Here is a 23,927-nt window from a genome sequence, read left to right on the forward strand (position 1 = left end):
ATAAACAGCCCGTCTAGGACGGGCTGTCTTGATCAACCTTGTTAAAGATTCATTATATATAGAATTCCTTAATGATCTTCTCGGCAGGCTTGCCATAGACGCTATAATCGTCATTGTTCACAGCGTCCTGTTCCTCATGCAGCAGATGACTCCAATCCCAAAGACCGAACCCGCGCACCCAAGATCTGCGGCTGGTTTTGTCGAACATATCTGTATAAAAGTCCGCCTGCTCCTTCAGATTCACATCTCCCTCAAGACCCCAGTCGTTCGGAATCTGGGAAGAACCTGTTCGGCTTGGGCAGCCAGCTTCTGCAAAAAAGAAAGGCTTATTGAATGGCTCAATAATCTTCTCGATCCGATCAAGCTGATTATCCCAATCTCCAAGTGGATAATAACCACTGGAAGATATGATATCTACCGCATCCCACCAGCTCACATTACCTTCCTGATACTTATCTGTATTATAAGTGACAGGTCCGTGATAATGTTTGCGGATCTTCGCAATACACTGACGCCATTCGTCCGCACGCCGTTCCGTCTGTACCATTTCACAGCCAGCAATGTACATTTCGCAGCCAGTAGCCTGTGCAATAGCCGCATAATGCTCCTGGTATTCCATGTAGCTTGCGAACCAGTCGCGCCATTTCGGCTCACAAGGAACATCCAGATCGAAGAAGTTGATATGCGCTCTCCATGTGCCATCTTTTACATTCACCGTTGGCTTAAGAATGGTCTTAAACCCTAAGGATCTAGCATACTGAATCATATCGATAAGCTCTTCATCGTCTACGATATGCTTACCCTTATAATCAATGCTCGTAGATTGCGGTGTATCCTGAAGTGCAGCCAATGCAAAAATAACATGTGTCGTGCCCGTTCTCTCTTGAAGAAGTCTAAGCGACTCCTTGGCCTCTGGCTTCAGGAAATCCCCTTTGCGTGCCATCCAGCCGTAAGTAAATCCTTTGATGTAATCCATTTCTGGCAGCGCTCCTTGCTTACATGATTCCGATTTCGTGATCGTCTCCTACCATTTCATTCGTTTCTATTACATAGTTGATAATTTCATCTACGGTTGTATAAGCAACGCCAACGTAAGTATCTGCTGCACCATAGTAGATTGCGATTCTGCCTGTAGCAGCGTCATGAAGAGTTGCGCAAGGGAATACTACGTTATCCACAAAGCCTCTCTCTTCGTACCATTCTTCTGGAGTAAGCACGTAAGTGCTGGAACGGTATTTCACTTTGGATGGCTCATCCTTATCGAGAATGACAGCACCCATACTGTATACAAGCCCGTTACAAGTTCCGGTTACGCCGTGATAGAACATCAGCCAGCCTTCGGAAGTCTCAATTGGTGCCGGACCACCGCCGATTTTAACGGATTGCCACCAGCCATCTCCACCTTTGGACATTACATGGCGGTGTTTGCCCCAGTATACAAAGTCAGGGCTTTCGCTCAGGAACACATCACCAAACGGAGTATGACCGCTATCACTTGGACGGGATAGCATCACGAAGTTACCGTTAATTTTTCTTGGGAACAGAACACCATTACGGTTAAATGGAAGGAATGGGTTCTCCAGACGTACAAAAGTTTTGAAATCATCAGTCTTCGCTACACCAATGGCAGCACCATAGAAATCGGTACACCAGATAATGTAATAAGAATCTTCTACTTTCACGAGGCGTGGATCATAAGCATAACGCGGCTGGTAAGGTTCTCCCTGCTCGTTCACGAATTCAATCCGTTTCTCATCAATTGTCCAGTTAAGTCCGTCTTCACTAGTACCCATATGAAGATGCGGGCGTCCATTAATCGTCTCAGCTCTAAATACACCGATAAAGCCGTCTCCATAAGCCACAACCGCACTATTGAAGATACGGGCAATACCTTTTGCCGGATTTCTTTTCACAACCGGGTTATCTGAATGACGCCATACAGGACCAACGCTGCCTTCCGGTTTGTCCTGCCAAGGCATTTTATTAAGGTTCTCTCCAATGATCTGATATTGTCCCATTTTTATTACTCCTCCAGTTTATCTATATATTTTATAAGTGCTGCCGATTACTTAACTGAACCTTGAGCAAAACCGTTATAAATGTATTTTTGCAAGGAAACAAATGCAATTGTAATCGGAATGATCGAAATAATGATAGCCGCACAGATGACTTCCCATTGCGATCCATAAGGACCCTTGAACTTAAAGAGTGCGGTTGAAATAACCTGTAACTCCTGGCTCGGCATGTAGAGGAACGGAGTATAAAAGTCGTTGTAAATGTTAACCCCTTTGACGATAATGACCGTCACAATAGCAGGGGCCAGAAGCGGCAGGATGATTCTGAAGAAAATCGTGAAGTATGACGCTCCATCAAGCATCGCTGATTCATCCAGTGATTCCGAAATGGAATCCAGGAATTGCAAGAAGATGTACACCGCGATAATATCTGTACCCAAATAGAGAAGAATTGGGGCAAATCGTGTATCAACCAAGTGCAAGAAGTCAATAATCTTGAACGTAGCTACTTGTGTAGTTACGCTTGGAATCAAGGTTGCAAGCAGGAAAGCACCCATAAGCAGCTTGCTTCCGCGGAACTTGAACCGACTTAATATGAAAGCGATCATCGATCCAATGAGTGTGGCACCCACAATGGATAAGATTACGATGAATACGGTATTCGCGAAACCGAGCAGCATCTTACCGTCAATGAACGCTTTCTTGTAGTTAGCAAAGTTAAACCAGTTAGTTGGAGGCTGGAGCGGACTCGAATTCGCGTATTCCTGCCCTGTCTTTAGAGAAGCGAACAGAACCACAACGATCGGAATAAGAACTACAAAAGCAGCCAAGATCAATGAGAGGTATTTAAATATGCCTGCAGCCGTATATTTGAGTTTATACATATTTAATCCTCCTTCTTGGACAGCATGTTCTGAATCACTGTTACAATAACCACGATAAAGAGCAATACGACAGCCATCGCGGATGCGAGTCCAAGCTTACTGTATTTAAATGCTACGTCGACAGTCTGGATTACGAACGTATTACTTCCGTTGGAACCGCCTGTCATAATGTATGGAATATCGAAGGCGCTGATCGCACCGCTAATGCCGAGAATTAGGTTAAGCTGAACGATACGTTTGATGCTTGGAATGATGATATGGCGGAATTGATGCCATTTATTCGCTCCATCGATATCGGACGCTTCATATACATCTTTACCTACCGAAGAGATCGCCCCGAGGAAGATAATAAAGTTAAAGCCCATATATCTCCAGATAGACGCTCCAGCAAGTGAGATATTAATAATATTCGGGTTAAGGAGCCACCCTTGTGAAAGACTGCTAAGACCCAGGAACTTCAGGATCGTATCCAGCGTTCCATCCGGTTTGAAGAAGAAAAGGAAGATAAATCCGATGGCAACACCATTAAGTAAGGAAGGGAAGAACAGAACGCCCTTGAAAAAGTTCTTGGCACGTACTTTGAAACTTAGTATGGTGGCGAAATATAATGCCAGACCCATTTGAACAAATGTGGCTACGAAATAGTACAAGCTGACTTTAAATACGGTGAAATATTTTGGATCCGTGAAAATAGTTTTGTAATTCTTGAAGCCGACCCATTTATAGTGGTCGCTATATCCATTCCAGTTCGTAAAGCTGTATTTAAACATGTTGATAACCGGCAAATATGCAAAAGTGAATAGTAAAACAACCGGTATCAGGGAGAAGGCTATAATGATTATTTTTCTCTGATTGTTATAGCTCATATTTTTGAACACCACTCACACCTCCAATAGTCCCTGCCTCCCTACAAGATAGAGAAGGAAAACGAACACGCGGCTCGTTTTCCTCATCTCCTCATGAGAAGCTATTTCTTCTGATTCTTCTTATTCGCTAGCAACAGATGCACGTGATGCTTTCCATTTATCATTCAGATCTTTCATGATGTCATCATAAGATTCTTTCTTGTTACCGATAGCGGCTTCAATAATACGTTTCTTGAAGTCAGGCTGCCAGAGACCAATTTCAGAGTCTTTGTCGATCTTGTCTACAAGACCTTCTTGACCTGCTTTAGCTGGAGTTTGGAACTTGAATTCAATACCTGTGCCTTCATATTGTTTGAGAACTGCAGGAAGTTCAGCACCAACAGCAGGGCTCATACCGCCACCCGCACCTTCAGTTGTTGGATAACCAGATTTGTTAATGAACCAGTCGACCCATGCTTTAGCCGCTTCCTTATTGCTGCTCTTGGAGCTAACACCAATGGTATAGTCATCTGAAAGTGGAACAATAACTTTATCCGCATTGGTTGGGAAAGGCATGAATCCGATATCATCAGGGGTTTTACTCAAGCCCTTCACTTGTCCAACAGCCCAAGATCCGAGAACCATGGTACCAATTTTGCCGTTAGCCAAATCTGCTTTAGAGCTTTCCCAATCTGTTGTTGTAGGGTCTTTCTCGATCAAACCTTTTTGAGCCACATCATACATTAATTTGTAAAGCTCATAGTGTGGCTGACCTTTAACAAAGTTGTCGTCAGTGTTTGGTTGAGTCACGTTAACATAGTCAACGTTACCAGCAACAGTTGTCAGATCTGCTTCCCATTGAGTCAAAGTCCAGCCAGCCGCATAGTTTGTGTAGAGTGGAACCGCAGCGCCTTTGTCTTTAATCTTCTGGAGAGCTGCCAGGAATTGATCAGGAGTTTTTGGAACCTCTGTCACGCCCGCATCTGCGAATACTTTCTTGTTGTATACAAGACCGGAATAGTTAATTGCTGTTGGAATTCCGTATACTTTACCGTCTACTGTTCTTTCTTCAAGACCGTTATATTGCTTCTTCATATCCTCGAAGTTACCAAGCGGCTCGAAGAATTGTGGCAGGTCAGCCAGTGGAACACTGGTTGGCAGCAGAAGCACATCACCGTAGTCGGAAGAGTTCATACGAACTTTAATTTGACCTTCATAATCAGACAGCCCTTGGAATTTAACATTGATGTTCGGATACTCTTCGTTAAATTTCTTAGCGTAGTCCTTGAATACAGTATCCACGATATCTGTTTTTTGCGTGATTACTGTAATGTCTCCTTTGAGGTCTTTACCTGTTGCAGTAGTTCCTGTTGATTCGGTGTTGGTTTTACCAGCGTCCTCAGTTTTAGTGGATCCACAACCTACCATTGCGAAAACCAGGAGAGCCGACATAAGTCCTAACAGCATTTTACGTCTTTTCATTTTATGAAACCCCTTTCCTTAACCATTATAAAGTTATCGTTTAAGTTACAACTCGATCTTACAATGATACCGCTTTCTCGTCAATCCATTTTTTTAGGTTTTTTGTTAGGTTTTTTTAATCATTCAAAAAACCCCTTATATAACAAGGTTTTTCGGGATTCACGAATCTGTATTTTCCATCTTTTGTGTGTTTATTAGTATGTCAAAAGTTACTTAATTTTATTCTTTCCTCTTTCATTGACAAAGGATTTAAGGATTATTAAAATAATAATATAAGTTAACGGTAAACACTGTTAAGTAACTTAATTTACAGTTAGGCTAAATCCTTTGTAAATCTGGAATAATACTATATAAAGATGCACGATTTGATCTTTATAAATGGCAAGTTAGCTAGTATACTAAAGAGTAACATTTAGATGATTTTGGAAATTGAGCGCAGGAGTGATAGGTGGTGATCGGATGAAGAACAATGTTACTATGCGGGATATAGCCACGAAACTCGGAGTAAGCAGTGTTACAGTCTCCAAGGCTCTAGGCGATAAAGAAGGGGTAAGTGATGAATTAAAGGCTAAGATTAAGCAGGTTGCGGCTGAAATGAACTATCGGTACAATACAGCAGCTAAGTCGATGAAAGAGGGTCGCTCTTACAATATTGGTGTCATCATTCCTGAGCGGTTCACCGGGCTCGCCCAATCGTTTTACTTGAGAATATATCAGCACATATCCAGTCTGCTGGACAGTTACGGCTACTACGGCATTCTTAACATACTCAACAGCGAAGACGAAGAACAGCTTAATCTACCGAGAATTTATTCCGAGAAGAAGGTTGATGGCATCATCGTTATTGGTCAGATCAGCAAGGAGTACATTGAAGTTATCGAAAGCATGGATCTGCCTAAGATCTTCACTGACTTCTATGACGAACATGCGGACATTGACTCCGTCATTACGGATAACTTCTATGGCTCGTACGAAATAACGAATTACCTCATCCGTAATGGACACCGGGATATTGCTTATGTCGGCAACCTTCATTCCACAAGCAGTATTCAAGACCGCTTCCTGGGATACTATAAGTCCTTGCTTGAGCATGACATTCCGTTAAATAACAACTACATCATCAATGACCGGGATAAACGAGGGAAATACATTGACATCGAGATTCCAAACCCGCTCCCTTCAGCATTTGTCTGTAACTGCGACCAAGTTGCATTTCTGCTAACCGATAAACTGAAGTCGCTGGGATACAATGTTCCAACAGACTGTTCCGTAGTCGGATTCGATAATGATATTTATGCTACATTAACGTCTCCTCCTTTGACTACGGTTGAAGTGGATATCGAACAAATGGCGACCACTTCGGTGAATTCGATTATGCAAAAGGTTAACCAACCCAACAAACGCTTTGGACGCGTACTTGTTCAAGGCAAGATTGTGTACCGTGATTCGGTCAGCTCACTGAACGAGAATCACGGCGAGAAGGCACAATCGGTCGTCGTATAAATAATGAGGGGCTCTCTCCGCAGGTGTTCTACCTGGGAGAGAGCCCCGTTTTAAGTAGACAGTATAAATTACAAGAGAGTTTTAAACGGCCTTGATCCTGAATTCAATGGGACCAAGGCCGTTTAGTCTTATCTGTAACCAATCGTTATTGTAAAAGTGAATATAGCCATCAATAACTATCTGGAGCTCTTCAAGGGCTCTTTAGGTATGTAATACAAGTTATATTGAAGAAGGAGCTGTCTCCCGTAAGTAGAATAACTACTTCGGGGACAGCTCCTATTGGTCTTATTACTATGATTCGTCAATTTGTAGGTTCTGTTGTGCTAGCAGTAGCACCAACAAGGTTAACCTCGTCTACATAGACGGTTGATTCTCCCGTACCGGTAAAGGACTCAAACTTCAGACCCATGGATTGAATCTGATTCAGATCCGTCACCGTATCGAGAGGCAGCGTTATCGTGGCAAAGTCGGAAGCATCTACATTCACCATTCCACTATCGAACCATTTCCAGCCACTTCCTGTCTTTATATACAGGCGCGCCTTGGCCGTGCCGGCAGATAGCTTCACTTTAACGGTACTGGCTTTAAGGCCTGTCAAGTCGAGAGCCGTTTCATTCTTAAGCTCAAATGACGTTCCGCCAAGGTTGAACGTTGATTGAAGCGCCTTCTCCCCATGAGCATACACATCGGAGGTCACCGTTAAGGTTCCTGCGCTAGCATTATTCTGATCAATAGTCCATCCCTGGGTATCTGTTTCGAAATCATACAGAATTCCTGGAGCATGACCACTACTGCCTGATCCACTGTCTCCCTCTGGTAATGCGGCAACATTTGGATCATTTACTGCCTTAATGTCATCAAAATACATGGTATTTGTAGTTTTTGTTCCGTTATATGGACTAACCGAATTCGTATAAATCGAGAACGAGCTCACCTTCTTCAAGAGCTCTTTGGTCAATGGTCCTGAAGCACCATGCACAGGAGTAAAGTCAGCAAAGTTCATTTTTTCCAATCGAGCGTTGGTATCCGTGGTTTTCGGGTAATACTCATAATTCTTGCCACCTGCAGTGATCTGGATAACCAGCTTCTGCCCTTCGCCATCCGGTTTTACCCATGCCTGCAGCTGATTAAATCCCGACCAATCCACACTTTTCTTAAATGAATTAGATACCCCGGCATATCCTTGGGAGGCAAGTGTGTAAGTATAAGCTATGCCGTACTTGCCACTTTGTTTGTTATCCTCATCCAGAGCTACCTTCGCACCATCCCCTTGCGAACTATACTTGTTGGCTGCTTCTTGAGAATCGCTGTATCCTTCAAAATCATCCACAACTGCTGGATCTGTGACTGGTTCCTGATATACACTGTAAAGTCCAAAGTCATCCACATAGATGGAGCCAGATCCGCTAAGCCCGCTACCGACTAAGGAGAACGCAAGTCCTGTCGCTTGCGCGGATAGTTCAGGATTGTTAATGTCAATAGTAACTGGGTACACATAGTACTCTTTTTGGGATACAGTAATTTTTTTGAGCTCTGAGAGTTTCTTCTCTGTGCTATTCATACCAAATTTCTCATCTTCAGCTTCAGGCGGCAACTGCAACTGCACGAGAGCCCGAATACTTGCGTTGTCAGTTCCAATGCTTACGGGGATGTAGGCATTGAACTTCACGCGTTCTACCACAGGTGGTATAGTGCTATCAAGGTCCGTGAGTTTCAACTTCAGCTCCTGCCACGTATCCGCTTGTTTTAGACCATCCACATCCAATTGTAACGCTCCACTATTGTTAAAATCGCTTGCTTTGGTCTCTAATGTTAATCCACCGCTAGCAGACCAAGTCCCATTGCTCTCAAACCCATCGTTACTTGTATCAAAAGTGTACTTCTTCAATAGAGTTTCCTCAACCTTAACATAGACCTTATTCGTTTGATTAAGTTCAGACTGCAGATTCCCATTTGCATCATATACATGTACAGAGAATGTCGTTGATTTGCCATTTAATGATGTATCCGGTGTCCAATCTGCAGTATAATAGCTTTCCGCACTGTCCCATACCATTGGAATTTCAGTAGTTGATCCCGCCACTGTGTAAGTGACCTTTGACGGCTTCTCATTCAGCACTCTTGCCCGGATTTTCGTTGTAGCCGATCTCACCGTAGAGCCGTTAACAGGTGATGCAATATGCATGAATGGCTTCTCGGTGTCAACTTTCACAGATCTCGCTGGTATATTTTTGACTTCCTTGGCGAATGCAGTGTAAGGATCCTCATAAAATTTGATAAAGTCCGCCAGAAGCTCATGAACGCCCAGCTTGCCAGGATCATTATAAGGTACAAACAGATTTCCATTTAGATTAAAGTTTGCCCATGTCAACATGTATGCAATCCGCTTCGCATCTGGATCATTCTTAATCGCATTAAGAAGCTTCGTGAACCACTTCAGATCTCCATTCCCCGTTGTTTTCATTCCGCTTGGACTGTAACCGAACTCGGAGAATGTAGCAACTTTACCCTTCGAGTCTGCCAGCTTGGAGATCATAGCAAGGTCGCTAACGAGCCCCTCTAAAAACCCTTTGCTTCCGGGATTCTCCTGATTATCGTACTGGTCCATACCCAAAATGTCTACATACTCATCTCCTGGGTAGGTAGCCAGGTATTGAGCCTCTGACCCGCCAAAAGTGCCATTTGGAGAGTACACGTACAGTAGGTTGTGAACCTGCTTAATATCCCGCAAGTACTCCACCGTGTATCTATAAATTTCCACATATTCACTTGGAGTTGTAGTCGATGCGCCCCACCAGAACCATTTACCATTCTGCTCATGGAACGGACGGAACATAATTGGAATCAGTTTGCCATTATCATCCTTCAGATTGATGGCAAGGTCAGCGACTTGGTCCAGAAAAGCATTAAACTCCGCATTCTTGTCTCCGCCCGGTAGAATATGTTCAACTACATTGCCCTCAGTATCATTAAAGGTTCCGCCTGTTACAAAATTCGGCATATGTGAGCTGAGGGTAATGATACCGTTCTTATCATGAGCCTTCTTCATCAATGCAGCCAAGTTCTCACGGCTCTTAGCAGGATCGCCTTCAACACCCGGCTTCTCTTTCCCTTCCAGGCTCAGCGTATCCCAACCGTACACGGCCGGTAGGTCCCCTACTGAGTTCAAGACATCTGATTCATCTCCCGAGATTGCGCTCTCTTTGAAGGACAAACCTACATCTGTAGCATGCTGATGCCCGAAGAGCACCTGCTTCCCGCGTGTATCTGACAAATAGGCGAACAAGGAACGTGTGGTGTCTGAAGCTTCAGAGTCAACCAAATTCACTGTGTTCAGAACAGGTCCATTACCGCCACCATTGTTCCCCCCGCTACCGCTTCCCGGTGTGGTGCCGCTTCCACCTGTAGATCCAGTGCCCTGGGAGGCTCCTGTTCCACTGCCGCCCGTTACAACTTGACCATTATTGATGCTAAAATTGCCAATCACAGCTGGCTTTCCGTTAACCACTACATCACTAGCCTGAAGGGTCGACGTGGCGATGTTTCCTTTGGAATCAATCGTTGTGCCTGAAGCCGTGCTTAGAACTTCAAGCTTCTTGATGGTCGTCCCGCTTTCCGCAGTCAAATTCAGGGCTTGGTTAGCCACAATGTGGTCAATTGCAGTTCCTGATCTGAGCTCCAGCTTGGATTTGCTGTTCGCAACCAATTGACCGATTGCAGTTGTGCCTGTGGCCAGAACTCTTACGCTGCCTTCTTTACGATTCACATCCACATTACCCAGCGTAGAGTTATGTACAATAATTGTATGATCTCCACCGCCGGCTACAAAGGTCGTTCCCTTCACGGTTACATTATCCAATGTTACTTCGCCATCGGCGATTCCGGAGGATAGATACAAATTCCCGGTAATCGTAGTATCCTTCAAGGTTACTCCCTCGTGGTTAATAACCACATTTCCTTGAATATTGCCGCCTTGAACGGTCCCTGGAGCTGCATAGTAGCCTGCCACTAGCTTGTCAATCAGCGTAACTACTTCAGCTCGGGTGATTGGAGCATGAGGCTTAAATGATCCATCCGGGTAACCGCTTACAAATGGAATCAAAGCATTCACTGCTTCCTTGGCATATGCAGTAATGTCTTGCTGGTCTTTAAAAGCTGCCGAATTATTACCCTTAAGTACAAACGCTCTTGCCAGCAGGGTCACAGCATCTTCACGTGTAATTTTTGTATTCGCACGGGCCTGGTTGTTCTCAAAGCCCTGGTAATACCCGGCCTTCTTCGCAATAGCAAGCGCATCCGAGTACCACGCGTCTGCGGAGACATCCGAGAACGAAGCGCCTGACTTCTCATAATAACCAAATACCTTGTTAAGGATGGTCGCAAACTCAGCTCTGGTAATTGGCTGATCCGGATGGAAGGCCCCATCTTCATAACCACGAATTAGATCATTCGATTTCCACTTCTCAATACTCGCGTTAGCCCAGTGCGCACTGGATACTGATGTTACTGCAGATCCATTACCTGAATCGGCATAAGCTGATCCGGAGGCTGATAGCATAGAGACAACAAGCAGCGCTACGGTTGATGCGGATAAAACTTTCCCTTTCTTCACGAGCATACCCCTTTCATTACTTTCCATTAAGTTAACGGTAAACTTACGAAGATTTTATATTGATAGCGCTTACTAGTCAATAACGGAATTAAAATTTAGTCATTTTTTCATATTTTCCGTAAAATAACCTTCTTTTATGGTTTTAATATGAATTGACATAAAGTTTTTAGGCAATTAAAATTAAGTTATAAAGTTATCGTTTACTTTACTTCAGGAGGTGTGATTTCTTTTGCAAAAATTAAAAAACGAAGTGTCCCTGGAATTGCACGAACACATCCTGCCCTTCTGGTCGGCTTGTATCGATGAATCCCATGGAGGATTCTATGGCGAAGTGAATTACGAACTTCAAAGTAATGAGGAGGCAGACAAAGGAGGAATAGCCACATCCAGAATTCTGTGGGCGTTCTCTTCCGCTTACGTCATCACGGGAAATGAGAAATACCTTCCGTATGCCACTCATGCCTATAAATTCCTGCGGGATAAGATTATTGACCATGAATTCCGCGGATTGTACTGGATGGTTGATTATAAAGGGAATCCTACAGACACCAGAAAGCATGTGTATACCCAATCGTTCGGAATCTATGCTCTCAGCGAATATTACAAAGCCTCCAAAAATCCGGAAGCACTTGAGCTTGCCAAGGAGCTCTTCCTTCTGATCGAGGATGTTGGCTTCGATAAGGAGATTAACGCTTACAAGGAGGAGTTCGATCGTAAGTGGACCGAAACTCCAAATGAGATGCTTAGTGAAAATGGAGTTATCGCCGACATTACCATGAACACGCATATTCACGTTTTGGAAGCGTATACGAATCTCTTCAAAGCCTGGCCGGATGCCCGAGTAAGAGCTGCGCTTGAGAACTTGCTTGAAATTCTCTACTCCAAAATCTACAATGCCAAGACCAAGTATCTGGGCGTGTTCTTCGATAAGCAGTGGAACTCTCTGATTGATCTTAAATCTTTCGGTCATGATATCGAGGCAAGCTGGTTGATCGATCAGACGCTTAGAGCGCTGAACCTGGAGAAGCAGGAATATATTCAAATGGTCATTGATATCGCCTATAACATCGCGGATCATGCCATGCTAGAAGACGGTTCTATGATGAATGAACAAGAACATGATCATCTGGATAAGACTCGTGTATGGTGGGTACAGGCGGAAGCTATTGTCGGCTTCTACAATGCCTATGAGCGGACCCAGGATCCAAGATTCCTGGAGCTCGCTGATAACCTCTGGGCTTATATCAAGAACAATCTGATTGATAAGCGTAACGGCGGAGAATGGTACTGGTCCATCGAGCCGGATGGCACACCAACACCAAGAGAAATTAACGGGGCATGGAAATGTCCATATCATAACGGCCGATTCTGTCTTGAAATTATGGAAAGGGTGAACTAATAAAATGATACATCCCAAATATAAAGAGGTTCTTGCCAAACAAGAACAGTTGATCACACGCAAAAATGAACTCAACGAGGAGTTCTACAACGGCGTATACGACCGTTACAAGTATCCTGTAATTACCCGTCATCATGTGCCTGTGCATTGGAGATTTGACCTGAATGCAGAGACTAATCCCCATTTCATGGAAAGACTCGGAATCAACGCTACACTCAATCCGGGCGCTATTTACTTTGAAGGTAAATACTACCTGGTTGTCAGAACTGAAGGCCTTGACCGTAAATCCATCTTCGCTCTGGCTGTAAGCGATAACGGAATTGATAACTTCCGCTTTATTGATACTCCGCTGACATGGGAGGATATCGATGCAGCAGAGACGAACATGTACGATATGCGTCTGGTTCTTCATGAAGACGGTTGGATCTATGGCATTTACTGCTCTGAGAGCAAAGATCCGGAGGCGGCCCCATTTGACACCTCGAGCGCTGTAGCCCAGGCCGGCTTTGTTAGAACTCAAGACCTCAAGACTTGGGAGCGTCTGCCAAACATCCAGACTAAGTCTCCTCAGCAGCGTAATGTTGTGCTCCACCCTGAGTTTGTAAATGGTAAATATGCGTTCTACACTCGTCCACAGGATGGCTTCATCTCCACAGGTTCCGGTGGTGGTATTGCATTCGGGCTGTGTGATGACATTCTGAATCCGGTAATTGATCAAGAAGATATTATCGATGAGCGCAGATATCATACGGTGTACGAAGTGAAGAACGGTCAAGGTCCAGCTCCAATCAAGACAGACAAAGGCTGGATTCATATTGCTCACGGTGTTCGGAATACAGCTGCGGGCTTACGTTATGTCCTGTATACCTTTGCAACAAGCTTGGAAGATCCAACGAAGATTATCGCTAAGCCAGGCGGGCACTTTATTGCTCCTTACGATGATGAGCGTGTTGGTGATGTGTCGAACGTAATTTTCTGCAACGGGGCTGTAGTGAACGAGAATAACGATGTGTTCATCTACTATGCATCCAGTGACACTCGTATCCATATCGCTACAACAACGATTGAGAAATTGATTGACTATACGTTCAATACACCTGAGGATCCATACCGGTCCCTGGATAATGCACTTCAGCGCAAGAGCTTGATTGAGCGCAATGAAGAATTGCTGAGCAACAACTAATTTAATTAGAATATCAAAACAAAAAGCAATTGAGGGTTTCCCCTTCAATTGCTTTTTTGTTATACCTTTATTGGAAACATGCCTATCTATCCAGCTCCTTGACACAACAGAAGACTTAATTATTGCTTCCGACTGATATTACAGACCGGCAAAGGCTCCAGGATCTCTTAGTCGTCCACCACTGTATTCTTGGATAACAGACTCTTAAGCTCCTTCATGAACATATTGATGTCTTTGAACTGCCGGTACACCGACGCAAAACGGACATAAGCCACTTCATCCACAGGATAGAGCTGTTCCATCACAAGCTCACCAATATAACGGCTCTCCACTTCAGCAATTGCCGTGTGACGGAGTGATCTCTCTACTTCCGACACCATGGTCTCAAGCTGCTCGACAGAGACAGGACGCTTCTCACAAGCACGAATCAAACCGCGCAGCATCTTCTCCCTGCTGAACTCTTCCCGGCTTCCACCTTTCTTGACTACAATCAGCGGTGTTTCTTCCACCATCTCGAATGTAGTGAAGCGCCGGCTGCACTGCTCGCATTCTCTTCTGCGGCGAATAGAGCGATTATCATTGGCAGGCCTCGAATCCAGCACCTTCGTCCCCAAATAATCGCAATAAGGACACTTCAAATCATCACTTCCTTCTTCTCTAAGATTCCCATAAAATTCATGCTGATTGCAGTAATGAGATTTCAGATCACGAGACATAATAGTTGTACCAACCGGAGGGAGGTGAACAACAATGGCTCAAAACAACAACAGCAGCAGCAATAATCTGGTTGTAAGACAAGCTTCCGGAGCTCTCGAACAAATGAAATACGAAGTTGCTCAAGAACTGGGTATTTCTTTTCCACAAGACGGTTATGCAGGTAACCTGACTTCTTATGAGAACGGTTCAATCGGGGGTACAATTACTAAACGTCTAGTTACTCTTGCTGAACAACAACTGGCTGGACAATTCCGCCAATAGTGTATTTTCTTAAGATGAGCATTCGGGCAGGGGAACCTGCCCGGGTGCTCTTTTCTGCTATAAGCCAGCCATCTAGAAATTCTTGTAAATACTCACGTACTGCTCATAATAATGAGCAACCCGCTGCACATAATGCCGGGTCTCCCCGAAAGGAATGTCTTTGGAGGTTTCAAGCCGTCCATCCCACTTTCCACTCTTCAGCCAGCTCTTTACTTTCGTTGGCCCGGCGTTATAAGCCGCAATGACAGCGATCTGATTACCGTTAAATTGATCGTAGAGGAACTTTAAGTATCGGCTTCCGATCTGAATATTTTTATCCGGCTCTTCCTTCAGGCTTTCCAGTGAGACATCCTCAAATTTAGCTTTGTCGATAACCCACTGGGCCGTGTCCGGCATAATTTGCATAACCCCAAGCGCCCCTTTGTGCGACTCCTGATTAGCTTTATAATTCGTCTCTACACGGATGATGGCAGCAATCATGAATGGATCTATCTGATTCTCTTTGGCATATGTCCGAATTTCATCTTTGTAGTGAATGGGATAGAATAGCGTCAGCCATCCACTGTTGAAGAATACAAGCACCGTGAACCCAAGAAACAATAAAAGCAGCACCCTCTTCTTACGCAGCCACTTCATAGTAATCCTTTACGGAGCCAGAATTCATCAATCTGCCGTTCGGTATACTCTAGCCCCATGCTGTTGTCAATGACGACATCTGCCAGCTTCCGTTTCTCTTCGATATCCATTTGAGCCGAGATTCGGGCTGAAGCTTCTTCCTCAGTCAATCCATTTCTATTCATTAACCGGACCAGCTGCATACCCGGCGGAATATAGACAACCATGACTTCCTCGAAAGAAGACTCCTGCCCCGTCTCATAGAGAAGCGGAATATCCGAGACGACGAGACGATTCGGATACTCATCTTCATAAGCCGCAGCACGTCGGCGCATTTCTGCACGTATGGCAGGATGGGTAATACTTTCAAGAACCTTTCTCTCCTCTTTATGTGTAAAAATATGCTCCCCCAGCTTCTTCCGGTCCAGAGTTCCGTCCGGAAGAAGCACAGCTTGTCCGAAGTGAGCGATAACGGCTTCGAGTACAGGATGCCCAGGCAGCATAACTTCTCTTGCCACCACGTCCGCATCAATCAGCAGCGCCCCCCGCTTCACAAGCATTTGCGAGACCGTACTTTTCCCGGTTGCAATTCCACCGGTCAGTCCGATATTCATTTCTTCACCTCATTATTGCTTCTTCTCATCCTTCTTGGTCTTGATTAGCTGGCAGCTTGGACAATAGTGGGTGCCCCGTCCCCCAACAACAGACTTCTCTACAGGTGTACCGCATACCACGCAGGGGGCCGCCTTACGTCCATATATCCGGAGTGAATGCTGGAACATTCCCATCTCCCCTTGTCCATTCACATAGGATTTGATGGATGAGCCGCCGGCTTCTACCGCCTCACTTAAGGTGAGCACGATAGCCTCATACAGACGGACAAGCTCCTCCTGGTTCAATTCATTGCACAGCCTCTCGGGATGAATTCCCGCGCGGAACAAGGCCTCATCCACATAGATATTCCCAAGCCCCACCACATATTCCTGATTCAGCAAAGCCGGCTTGATCTTGGTCTTCCGGGATGCAATAACCTTCTTGAACGCTTCAAAGGTAAAGGCCTCATCCAAAGGCTCCAAGCCAAGCTTAAGCAGAGGCTTCATCTCGAATTCTTCTCCAGGATAGAACAAATGCATCGTTCCGAATTGGCGCACATCCTTGTAACGGAGCTCGGTCCCGTCTGTAAAATGGAATATCACATGGGTATGCTTCTCTACGGGCTCACTGCTATCATATACCCCATACCGCCCTTCCATCCTCAGGTGGGAGACAAGGACAAGCCCGTCCATAATAATCCGAAGGAATTTACCTCTGCGCCCAACTTCAACTATAGTGTGTCCTTGAAGTTCAAGCCTAAACTTTTCTATATCATCAGGTCTCTGGATAATCCTTGGCAAAGAGACCGTAACATCTTTTATGGTTTTACCCGTGACCAGCTGACTGAGTGTTCTACGGACTGTTTCTACTTCCGGCAATTCCGGCATAATTCATTCACCTCGGGTACTTCCTGATAATAAGGATACATCAGCGGCTTTATTTCGCTTCATACCAATTAAGCCCACTGCTAACCTCAGCCTTAAGCGGTACGGACAAAGACAGCGCCTTCTCCATCGTCTCCGGTACCAGCTTGGTCATGATCTCCAGCTCATCTTCCGGCACTTCAAACACGAGCTCATCGTGTACCTGAAGCAGCATACGGCTCTTCAGCTTATGTTCTCTAAGTGTGTCACTCATCAAGACCATCGCCAGCTTAATAATATCCGCTGCTGTCCCTTGAATTGGAGTATTCATCGCCGTGCGTTCTGCGAATGACCGGAGGTTAAAGTTCGAAGCGTTAATCTCCGGAAGGTAGCGGCGGCGTTCCAGCAGGGTCTTGACATACCCGTCCCGCTTCGCTTCCTTGACGATATCGTCCATATACTTGCGAACTCCTTGGAACACCTCGAAATATTGATCGATGAACTTGGCAGCTTCTTTGCGTGTAATGTTAAGGTTCTGGGACAACCCATAATCACTGATTCCGTACACAATCCCGAAATTGACGGCTTTCGCGGAGCGGCGCATGTTCGAATCCACCTGTTCTGGAGGCACTCCGAATACATCACTCGCTGTCTTGGTATGAATATCCATATCATTGACGAACGCTTCCTTAAGCCGCTCATCACCTGAGATATCCGCGAGTACACGAAGCTCAATCTGGGAATAGTCGGCGGCCAGGATATGCCAGCCCGGCTCGGAAGGAACGAATACCTTGCGAATCTTGCGGCCTTCTTCCATCCGGATCGGGATATTCTGCAAATTCGGATACTGGCTGCTGAGACGTCCCGTAGCCGCAATGGTCTGACGGTAATACGTGTGGACCTTGCCTGTCTCCGGCCGAATCTCTTTAAGCAGGCCTTCCACATAAGTGGACTGAAGCTTGGCCAACTGGCGGTACTCCAGGATGGACTGCACAATATCATGATAAGGAGCCAGCTTCTCCAACACTTCAGCATCTGTGGAATAACCGGTCTTGGTCTTCTTGATCACCGGAAGTCCGAGCTTGTCGAACAGGATTTCGCCCAGCTGTTTCGGGGAATTAATATTAAATTCCATACCAGCCAGCTCATAAATATGCTGAACAAGTCTGCGTATCTGGGTCTCGAACTCTTTACCAAGCTCCTGAAGATCTTCACGGTTCACGGCAATGCCCTGCTTCTCCATATCCGCAAGAATACGGGATAGCGGCATCTCAAGCTCAAAGAACAGGCGGTTCATCTCGTTCTTCTCCAGCTCCTGCTCCTGCAGTGGGATAATCTTCTGGGCAGCTGCCGCTTTATGTGCCAAATGAAGACTCAGCACCTCGGTATCAGGCACTTTGTATTTCGCTCCCTTGCCGAACACCTCATCATCCGGAGCCAGGAAGGATAGCTCATACTTAGAGGCCAGACCGCTAAGCGTCTGGTTATTCTCGGTAGGGTCCAGAAGATAAGCGGCAAGCTGGATGTCAAAGGCAGCCCCTTCAAAGACAATGCCCTGCCAGTGAAGAGCCAGGTCGATCCTGTGAAGATCATATCCCTTCTTGGGCGCCTTGGCATCAGCAAGCCACTGCCGAACGGATTCGCCAGCCGGCTCCTTCAGCAGTTCAAAAGGAATATAATAATGGTTGTCCTTTGATGAAAGGATCAGTCCAATAATATCAGCATGGTGCGGATTATCTCCGTTAGTCTCTACGTGAAGCACCTCAATCTCTCCGAGCTTCGCCGTGAGGGCCTCCATTCCTTCTTCATCCACCACTGTAACCTGGATAGGCTCAGCCTCGTGAGCCTGCTCAGCATTCCCTTCTCCGGAATTCGGACCAGCCGTAAAGGATAGACGTTCCAGCAAGGATTTGAACTCAAGCTTCCGAAGCATCGGAGCCGCCTTCTCTTCCTGGAGACCACCGAATACCATATCATCCCATAGGTGTTCCAGCGGCACCTCACGGAAAATAGTTGCAAGCCGCTTGCTCATCCGCGCATCTTCAGCGTGATTAATGAGGTTCTCCTTCTGCTTGCCCTTTAATTCATCCGTACGTGCAAGCACTTCCTCAACAGAACCGAATTGATGCAGCAGCTTAAGCGCCGTCTTCTCCCCAATTCCGGGAACACCCGGGATATTATCCGAGGTATCTCCCATCAGCCCTTTAAGATCCACGATCTGAGCTGGAGTAAGACCATAACGCTCTTGAATCTCCTGCACACCGTAAGGCTCCACCTCGGAGACTCCTTTCCGGGTCAAGGAGACTTTAACGTTGTCCGAGACGAGCTGCAGCATATCCTTATCCCCGGTGACAACGATAACCTGACGTCCGGATTCATCTGCCTGTCTGCTCACCGTACCGATAATATCATCCGCTTCATAGCCTTTAAGCTCGAACCGCGTTATTCCGAAGCTGTCGAGCAGCTCCTTCAGCAGCGGAAATTGTTCAGACAGTTCTGGAGGCGTCTTCTCCCGGCCTCCTTTATATTCTTGATAGCCCTCATGCCGGAAAGTCTCCTTACCTGCATCGAAAGCAACCATGATATGCGTGGGCTGCTCTTCCTGGATCAAACGCATCAGCATATTGGTGAAGCCGTACACCGCATTCGTGTGCATTCCGCTGGAATTCGTCAGTGGAGGCATCGCGAAGAACGCCCGGTAAATAATGCTGTTGCCATCAATCAGAATCAATTTCTCCATAATACACCTCGTTCCTTCGTACTACTATCTATCTCTTATGATAACACAAGGGCTGTCCTATTAAGAAATTTAAAAAGAGGCGCCGCCCCAAAAGACGGCCAGATTTTGTTAAGGAGTTGGAATTGTATTTGAAAAGGCACAGGGGAAGAAAGTTACTCCAAAATAAACAATTATAAACAAAAGAAGACGTTCCTTGCTGAAATCGAAGCTCGGCCAACCATTTCAAAGAAGAGCTTCTTTTGCGCATTCACGATACCATGAACCAATTATAACCAGGAGGCGGCCTGCGCGACCGAGAGGCTACTGAAACCGAAGAGCAATCGGGATGGGCCGGCGATTCCTGCTCTGAGGAATGGAGAAAATAAACCTGGAGGTCGGGCGGCTTTTACTTGCCCCACACTGTTCTGAAGAAGCATGCAATAGAACAAAACAGCAAAGCGCCAGTCCAAGGATAACCCCTTGGACTGGCGCTGGACTTGCTTTTTTTATTGATTAAGATCCGGACGCTGCCCTGTAGCGAGATATACAGCGCTCTCTCCAATGTTGGTGGCATGATCCGCAATACGCTCGATGTAGCGGCCAACCAGAGTCAGCAGCATAGCCTGCTGCACATTGTCTGGATTTGCCGTCATAAAGGCATATAGATCACGGATGATCTGACTGTACAAATGGTCAATTTCATCGTCGTCCTGAGCCATTTTATACGCTAGATCCGTATTCTCATCCAGGTAAGACTGCAGGGATTCTTCAACCATAATGCCCGCGAGTTCCGCCATACGCGGAATATCAACCAGAGGCTTGATCAATTCCTGTCCTTCAATCCGCACTGTTACTTTGGCAATATCAATGGACAAGTCGCCCATACGCTCCAGATCGCTTGAGATCTTGAACGCTACAATAATACGGCGCAGATCCTTGGCAACGGGCTGCTGGGTAACAATCAGACGGGATCCAATCTCCATGATCTGCTCTTCCATGTGATTGAGCTCAGCATCCCGTTTAATAATAACCTCAGCTTTAGCGATATTCGATGTCTGAAGTGATTCAATAGCCCCTTTAAGCGCCTCCTGCACGTGGTCACCCATCGCGCGAAGCAAGTTCCGCAGTTCCTCTAAGTTTTGATCAAATTCTTTTCTACGTATCATGAACAAGAATGCCTCCTTCTACTTAACCAAAACGACCGGATATATAATCCTCGGTTCTGGAATCCTGCGGCGTTGAGAACAGCTTCTGGGTTTCATCTGCCTCAACAACTTCCCCATTCAAAAAGAACACGGTTCTGCCTGAAATCCGGGCTGCCTGATGCATGTTATGCGTGACCATGACAATGGTATACCTGTCTTTTAATTCTTGCACCAATTCTTCAATCTTTAGCGTCGATATCGGATCGAGCGCCGACGTAGCCTCATCCATGAGCAGGATATCAGGTTGAACGGCCAGAGCTCTGGCAATACACAGACGCTGCTGCTGTCCACCCGACAGACTTAGAGCGGAACGCTTCAGGAAGTTCTTCACTTCGTCCCAGAGCACGGCTTGACGCAGACTTTGTTCCACAATTTCATCAAGCTCTGATTTGCTGCGAATGCCATGTAGACGTGGACCGTAGGCAATATTATCATAGATTGATTTAGGAAAAGGATTAGGCTGCTGGAATACCATCCCAACCCGCTTGCGCAGGGCCTCAACATGAACATCATCACTATAAATATCGGTTCCGCCGATTTTCACAGCGCCTTCGATCCGGGTACCAGCGATCATATCATTCATCCGGTTAAGGGTACGCAGCAATGTGGATTTCCCGCATCCAGACGGTCCAATGAATGCTGTGATCGCTTTCTCGGGAATGTCCATGGATACATCCTTAAGCGCATGATAAGATTCATAGTACAAATTCAACTTGTCAATATTGATGATCGCTTCCATTTCTCTTCTCCTTCAATTAACACCTTTATGGATTGAACTAATGACCATTCACTTCTTTAGTTCATTTCATATAGATAATAAGATAAAAGAAGCCCACAGGCCTCAAATATAAAGCAAACATACTGTTTCTGCTAAGCATACATATCGATCATACCTTTTTTGTGTAAAGGTGAATGTGCGGAATTGTAAACGCAGTGTAAAAAATCCGGCTTCGCACGTGAGATTAGTGCAGCTCTACCAATCTCTCAAGCTCCTTCATGACAAGATGTGCTCTCTGAGCGGCTTCATCCGACGAGTCATGCATGTCTCTCCCGCGAAGCTCCACACTTTGCACAGCTTCAACCAAAGATTCAAAGGTGGTATCCGCTCCGGCAACCCTGCCCTGGCTGCCTTCAACCTCCGCTGCCGAAGCGGCAGCCATACTTGCTGTCTCGCTTACCATCTCGCTAATCACCTGCAGCGTCTTCCCGATATCCTCCGAGAACCTCTTCGTCTGTGCCGAGAGATTGCGCACCTCATTCGCAACTACTGCGAACCCTCGTCCATGCTCCCCGGCATGGGCAGCTTCAATGGTGGCATTCATGGCCAGCATTCCACTGCGATCCGCGAGCTCTCTGATGCTCTTTGTCACTTCAGAGATCTGAGCAGTTCGCTCCAAGAGCTCTTTGACCTGTCTCTCCTGGTTACCCGTAATGGTCAATACCCGGTGGAACGATTCACGTACCTGCTGCAGCTCCGATCTTCCGTCTCTAACCAGACGGCTCATCGTCTCTGCCTCTCGAAGACTCCGCTTTGCCGCTTCAGACACAGCATGAACGGAACGTTCTATCCGCTCAAGACGTTCATAACTATCCCGGACAGTTACAACTCTGGCCATATCGGCTTTCTGCTGCAGGCTTCTGGACATCATCATGAGATCTTGAGTGGTTAATACGCCTCTAACTTTGCCCCGATCAGTAAGGATCATGCATTGGTAGAAGTGCACGGTATCCCGGCTCAATGCGGCGTCAATGATCCTCTCAGGAGCATCGGTAATTTCGCGGACCAAGGGTTCTTGCTCTGCGAATTGTACTGCAGCCTTCTCATAGAATAAATCGGATGAGAACCTGCCGGCGAATAACCGGTAGAAGGCATCCCGCATGATCAAGGCAAGCGAGCCCTTCTGTTCATCTACGAGAATGATGCACGGAATCTCCTCATCTGCACGAAATCTCCGCAGAATCTCACCGCAAATCTCTTTGGAATCCACAATCGGAACTTCCCGGCAGAATATATCTGCAGTCACATCAAATTCATTGCCGACAGCAATCTCAGCACTTATAAGGGCAATATCTTCTTCCTTCTTCACATTCATATGTATAGGGCTAATCTCTTCTATAACGGGCCTTTCAAGGACTGCAGAGGCTGGATTACTCACGGTCTTCACTCCTATGACTTTATTCCTATATCCAGAAATATAGGACAATACTGTTTGTGGAGTGTTAACCTAATCCTGCTATATTGTAAAATACGTGTAATCGATATTAAAAAACCCACCATTTTATCCAAAATGATGGGCGGTTCTTTTCTTATTTACGACCAGCTTATAGCCTACTCCACGAATTGAATCGATATGGACTGACTGAGGATCGAGCTCAAGCTTCTTACGAAGTGAGCTTACATGCACATCCACTGTACGCTGTCCGCCAATATAGTCGAAGCCCCATACCGCATTCATCAAGTCATCCCTGGTCATGACAACGCCGGGCTTTCTGGCCAAATACAGCAGCACCTCAAACTCCTTGGGACGAAGAGTAATATGCTCTCCCCCAAGTGTCACCTCGTACTTCTCTGGGTAAATGGCGAGCTCGCCAAGACTGATCTGCGACTCTGGCTGAAGCTGTGGCTTATCCCGCTCATCCTGTCCGGTAGATCTTCTAAGTACAGCTGCAACACGGGCCAATAGCTCGGCCACTCCGAAAGGCTTGGTAATGTAATCGTCCGCCCCTGACTTAAGTCCCTGAACAACTTCTTCTTCCGCATTCTTGGCTGTCAGGATGACTATAGGTGTCTTCACACCCTCACTCCGCAGCTTGGACATAATTTCAATTCCGTTCATACCCGGCAGCATTAAATCCAGCAGAATCAGATCGAAGTCTGATTTGAGTGCAGTATCACAGCCGGTCTGTCCATGCTCTTCTACCGTTACCTCATAACCCTCATTAGAAAGGTTATAGGACAATAATCTGGACAAGGTTGGCTCATCCTCAATAACCAAAAGTCTATGCGTCATATATACCCTTAGTACCCCC

Annotated in this window: 19 protein-coding genes and 1 pseudogene; 4 read left to right on the top strand and 16 right to left on the bottom strand. The window is 45.9% G+C overall.

The window, feature by feature from the left end:
- Positions 1–52: 52 nt before the first annotated feature.
- The 5 genes from ACRRNK_RS16725 to ACRRNK_RS16745 form a co-directional block, all read right to left on the bottom strand.
- Entirely contained in the window at positions 53–976 is a 924-nt protein-coding gene (locus ACRRNK_RS16725; RefSeq protein WP_433943840.1) for a glycoside hydrolase family 113, read from the bottom strand.
- Positions 977–995: 19 nt separating this feature from the next.
- A complete protein-coding gene (locus ACRRNK_RS16730) occupies positions 996–2,018 on the bottom strand; it encodes a glycoside hydrolase family 130 protein (RefSeq protein WP_433943841.1) in 1,023 nt (340 codons plus the stop codon).
- A 47-nt stretch (positions 2,019–2,065) separates the two neighbouring features.
- Complete coding sequence (locus ACRRNK_RS16735) at positions 2,066–2,899, bottom strand: carbohydrate ABC transporter permease (protein ID WP_433943842.1); 834 nt, start codon at positions 2,897–2,899, stop codon at positions 2,066–2,068.
- A 2-nt stretch (positions 2,900–2,901) separates the two neighbouring features.
- Entirely contained in the window at positions 2,902–3,765 is an 864-nt protein-coding gene (locus ACRRNK_RS16740) for a carbohydrate ABC transporter permease (protein WP_433946920.1), read from the bottom strand.
- Between the two features lie 120 nt (positions 3,766–3,885).
- Complete coding sequence (locus ACRRNK_RS16745) at positions 3,886–5,226, bottom strand: ABC transporter substrate-binding protein (protein ID WP_433943843.1); 1,341 nt, start codon at positions 5,224–5,226, stop codon at positions 3,886–3,888.
- Between the two features lie 459 nt (positions 5,227–5,685).
- Between ACRRNK_RS16745 and ACRRNK_RS16750 the strand changes: the two genes are divergently transcribed.
- The gene (locus ACRRNK_RS16750; protein WP_433943844.1) at positions 5,686–6,729 is read left to right on the top strand and encodes a substrate-binding domain-containing protein; all 1,044 of its coding nucleotides are present in this window, start codon (positions 5,686–5,688) and stop codon (positions 6,727–6,729) included.
- 81 nt (positions 6,730–6,810) lie between these two features.
- On the opposite strand, the pseudogene ACRRNK_RS16755 reads toward ACRRNK_RS16750, so the two are convergent.
- Both ACRRNK_RS16755 and ACRRNK_RS16760 read right to left on the bottom strand, forming a co-directional pair.
- Positions 6,811–6,912 (bottom strand): annotated as a pseudogene (locus tag ACRRNK_RS16755) (IS3 family transposase); the annotation flags it as partial.
- Between the two features lie 118 nt (positions 6,913–7,030).
- Complete coding sequence (locus ACRRNK_RS16760) at positions 7,031–11,341, bottom strand: glycosyl hydrolase (protein WP_433943845.1); 4,311 nt, start codon at positions 11,339–11,341, stop codon at positions 7,031–7,033.
- Positions 11,342–11,570: 229 nt separating this feature from the next.
- On the opposite strand from ACRRNK_RS16760, the gene ACRRNK_RS16765 reads away from it, so the two are divergent.
- Together ACRRNK_RS16765 and ACRRNK_RS16770 are read left to right on the top strand one after the other, a co-directional pair.
- The gene (locus ACRRNK_RS16765) at positions 11,571–12,740 is read left to right on the top strand and encodes an AGE family epimerase/isomerase (RefSeq protein ID WP_433943846.1); all 1,170 of its coding nucleotides are present in this window, start codon (positions 11,571–11,573) and stop codon (positions 12,738–12,740) included.
- 4 nt (positions 12,741–12,744) lie between these two features.
- Positions 12,745–13,923, top strand: a complete 1,179-nt coding sequence (locus tag ACRRNK_RS16770; RefSeq protein ID WP_433943847.1) for a glycoside hydrolase family 130 protein — start codon at positions 12,745–12,747, stop codon at positions 13,921–13,923.
- Positions 13,924–14,090: 167 nt separating this feature from the next.
- Here the strand turns inward: ACRRNK_RS16770 and nrdR are convergent, their stop codons facing one another.
- Positions 14,091–14,561 carry a transcriptional regulator NrdR gene (gene nrdR, locus ACRRNK_RS16775; protein ID WP_433946921.1) on the bottom strand — a complete coding sequence of 157 codons (471 nt, stop codon included), beginning with the start codon at positions 14,559–14,561 and terminating at the stop codon, positions 14,091–14,093.
- A gap of 112 nt (positions 14,562–14,673) precedes the next feature.
- On the opposite strand from nrdR, the gene ACRRNK_RS16780 reads away from it, so the two are divergent.
- Positions 14,674–14,901, top strand: a complete 228-nt coding sequence (locus ACRRNK_RS16780; protein ID WP_251375932.1) for an alpha/beta-type small acid-soluble spore protein — start codon at positions 14,674–14,676, stop codon at positions 14,899–14,901.
- Positions 14,902–14,973: 72 nt separating this feature from the next.
- Here ACRRNK_RS16780 and ACRRNK_RS16785 read toward each other — a convergent pair whose 3' ends face one another.
- From ACRRNK_RS16785 to ACRRNK_RS16820, 8 genes are all read right to left on the bottom strand, one after another.
- The gene (locus tag ACRRNK_RS16785; protein ID WP_433943848.1) at positions 14,974–15,537 is read right to left on the bottom strand and encodes a lytic transglycosylase domain-containing protein; all 564 of its coding nucleotides are present in this window, start codon (positions 15,535–15,537) and stop codon (positions 14,974–14,976) included.
- Entirely contained in the window at positions 15,534–16,130 is a 597-nt protein-coding gene (gene coaE / locus ACRRNK_RS16790; RefSeq protein ID WP_433943849.1) for a dephospho-CoA kinase, read from the bottom strand. The genes ACRRNK_RS16785 and coaE overlap by 4 nt, the downstream gene beginning before the upstream one ends.
- 12 nt (positions 16,131–16,142) lie before the next feature.
- Positions 16,143–16,997 (bottom strand): DNA-formamidopyrimidine glycosylase, encoded by an 855-nt coding sequence (gene mutM, locus ACRRNK_RS16795; RefSeq protein ID WP_433943850.1) that lies wholly within the window; start codon positions 16,995–16,997, stop codon positions 16,143–16,145.
- Between the two features lie 49 nt (positions 16,998–17,046).
- A complete protein-coding gene (gene polA / locus ACRRNK_RS16800) occupies positions 17,047–19,713 on the bottom strand; it encodes a DNA polymerase I (protein ID WP_433943851.1) in 2,667 nt (888 codons plus the stop codon).
- A 485-nt stretch (positions 19,714–20,198) separates the two neighbouring features.
- The gene (gene phoU / locus ACRRNK_RS16805; RefSeq protein ID WP_433943852.1) at positions 20,199–20,858 is read right to left on the bottom strand and encodes a phosphate signaling complex protein PhoU; all 660 of its coding nucleotides are present in this window, start codon (positions 20,856–20,858) and stop codon (positions 20,199–20,201) included.
- 22 nt (positions 20,859–20,880) lie between these two features.
- Positions 20,881–21,636 (bottom strand): phosphate ABC transporter ATP-binding protein PstB, encoded by a 756-nt coding sequence (gene pstB, locus ACRRNK_RS16810; protein ID WP_127199932.1) that lies wholly within the window; start codon positions 21,634–21,636, stop codon positions 20,881–20,883.
- A gap of 223 nt (positions 21,637–21,859) precedes the next feature.
- Entirely contained in the window at positions 21,860–23,053 is a 1,194-nt protein-coding gene (locus tag ACRRNK_RS16815; RefSeq protein ID WP_433943853.1) for a methyl-accepting chemotaxis protein, read from the bottom strand.
- 123 nt (positions 23,054–23,176) lie between these two features.
- Positions 23,177–23,908 (bottom strand): response regulator transcription factor, encoded by a 732-nt coding sequence (locus ACRRNK_RS16820; RefSeq protein WP_433943854.1) that lies wholly within the window; start codon positions 23,906–23,908, stop codon positions 23,177–23,179.
- Positions 23,909–23,927: the final 19 nt, after the last annotated feature.

The organism is Paenibacillus sp. SN-8-1 (assembly GCF_050995535.1).
Classification (GTDB): Bacteria; Bacillota; Bacilli; order Paenibacillales; family Paenibacillaceae; genus Fontibacillus.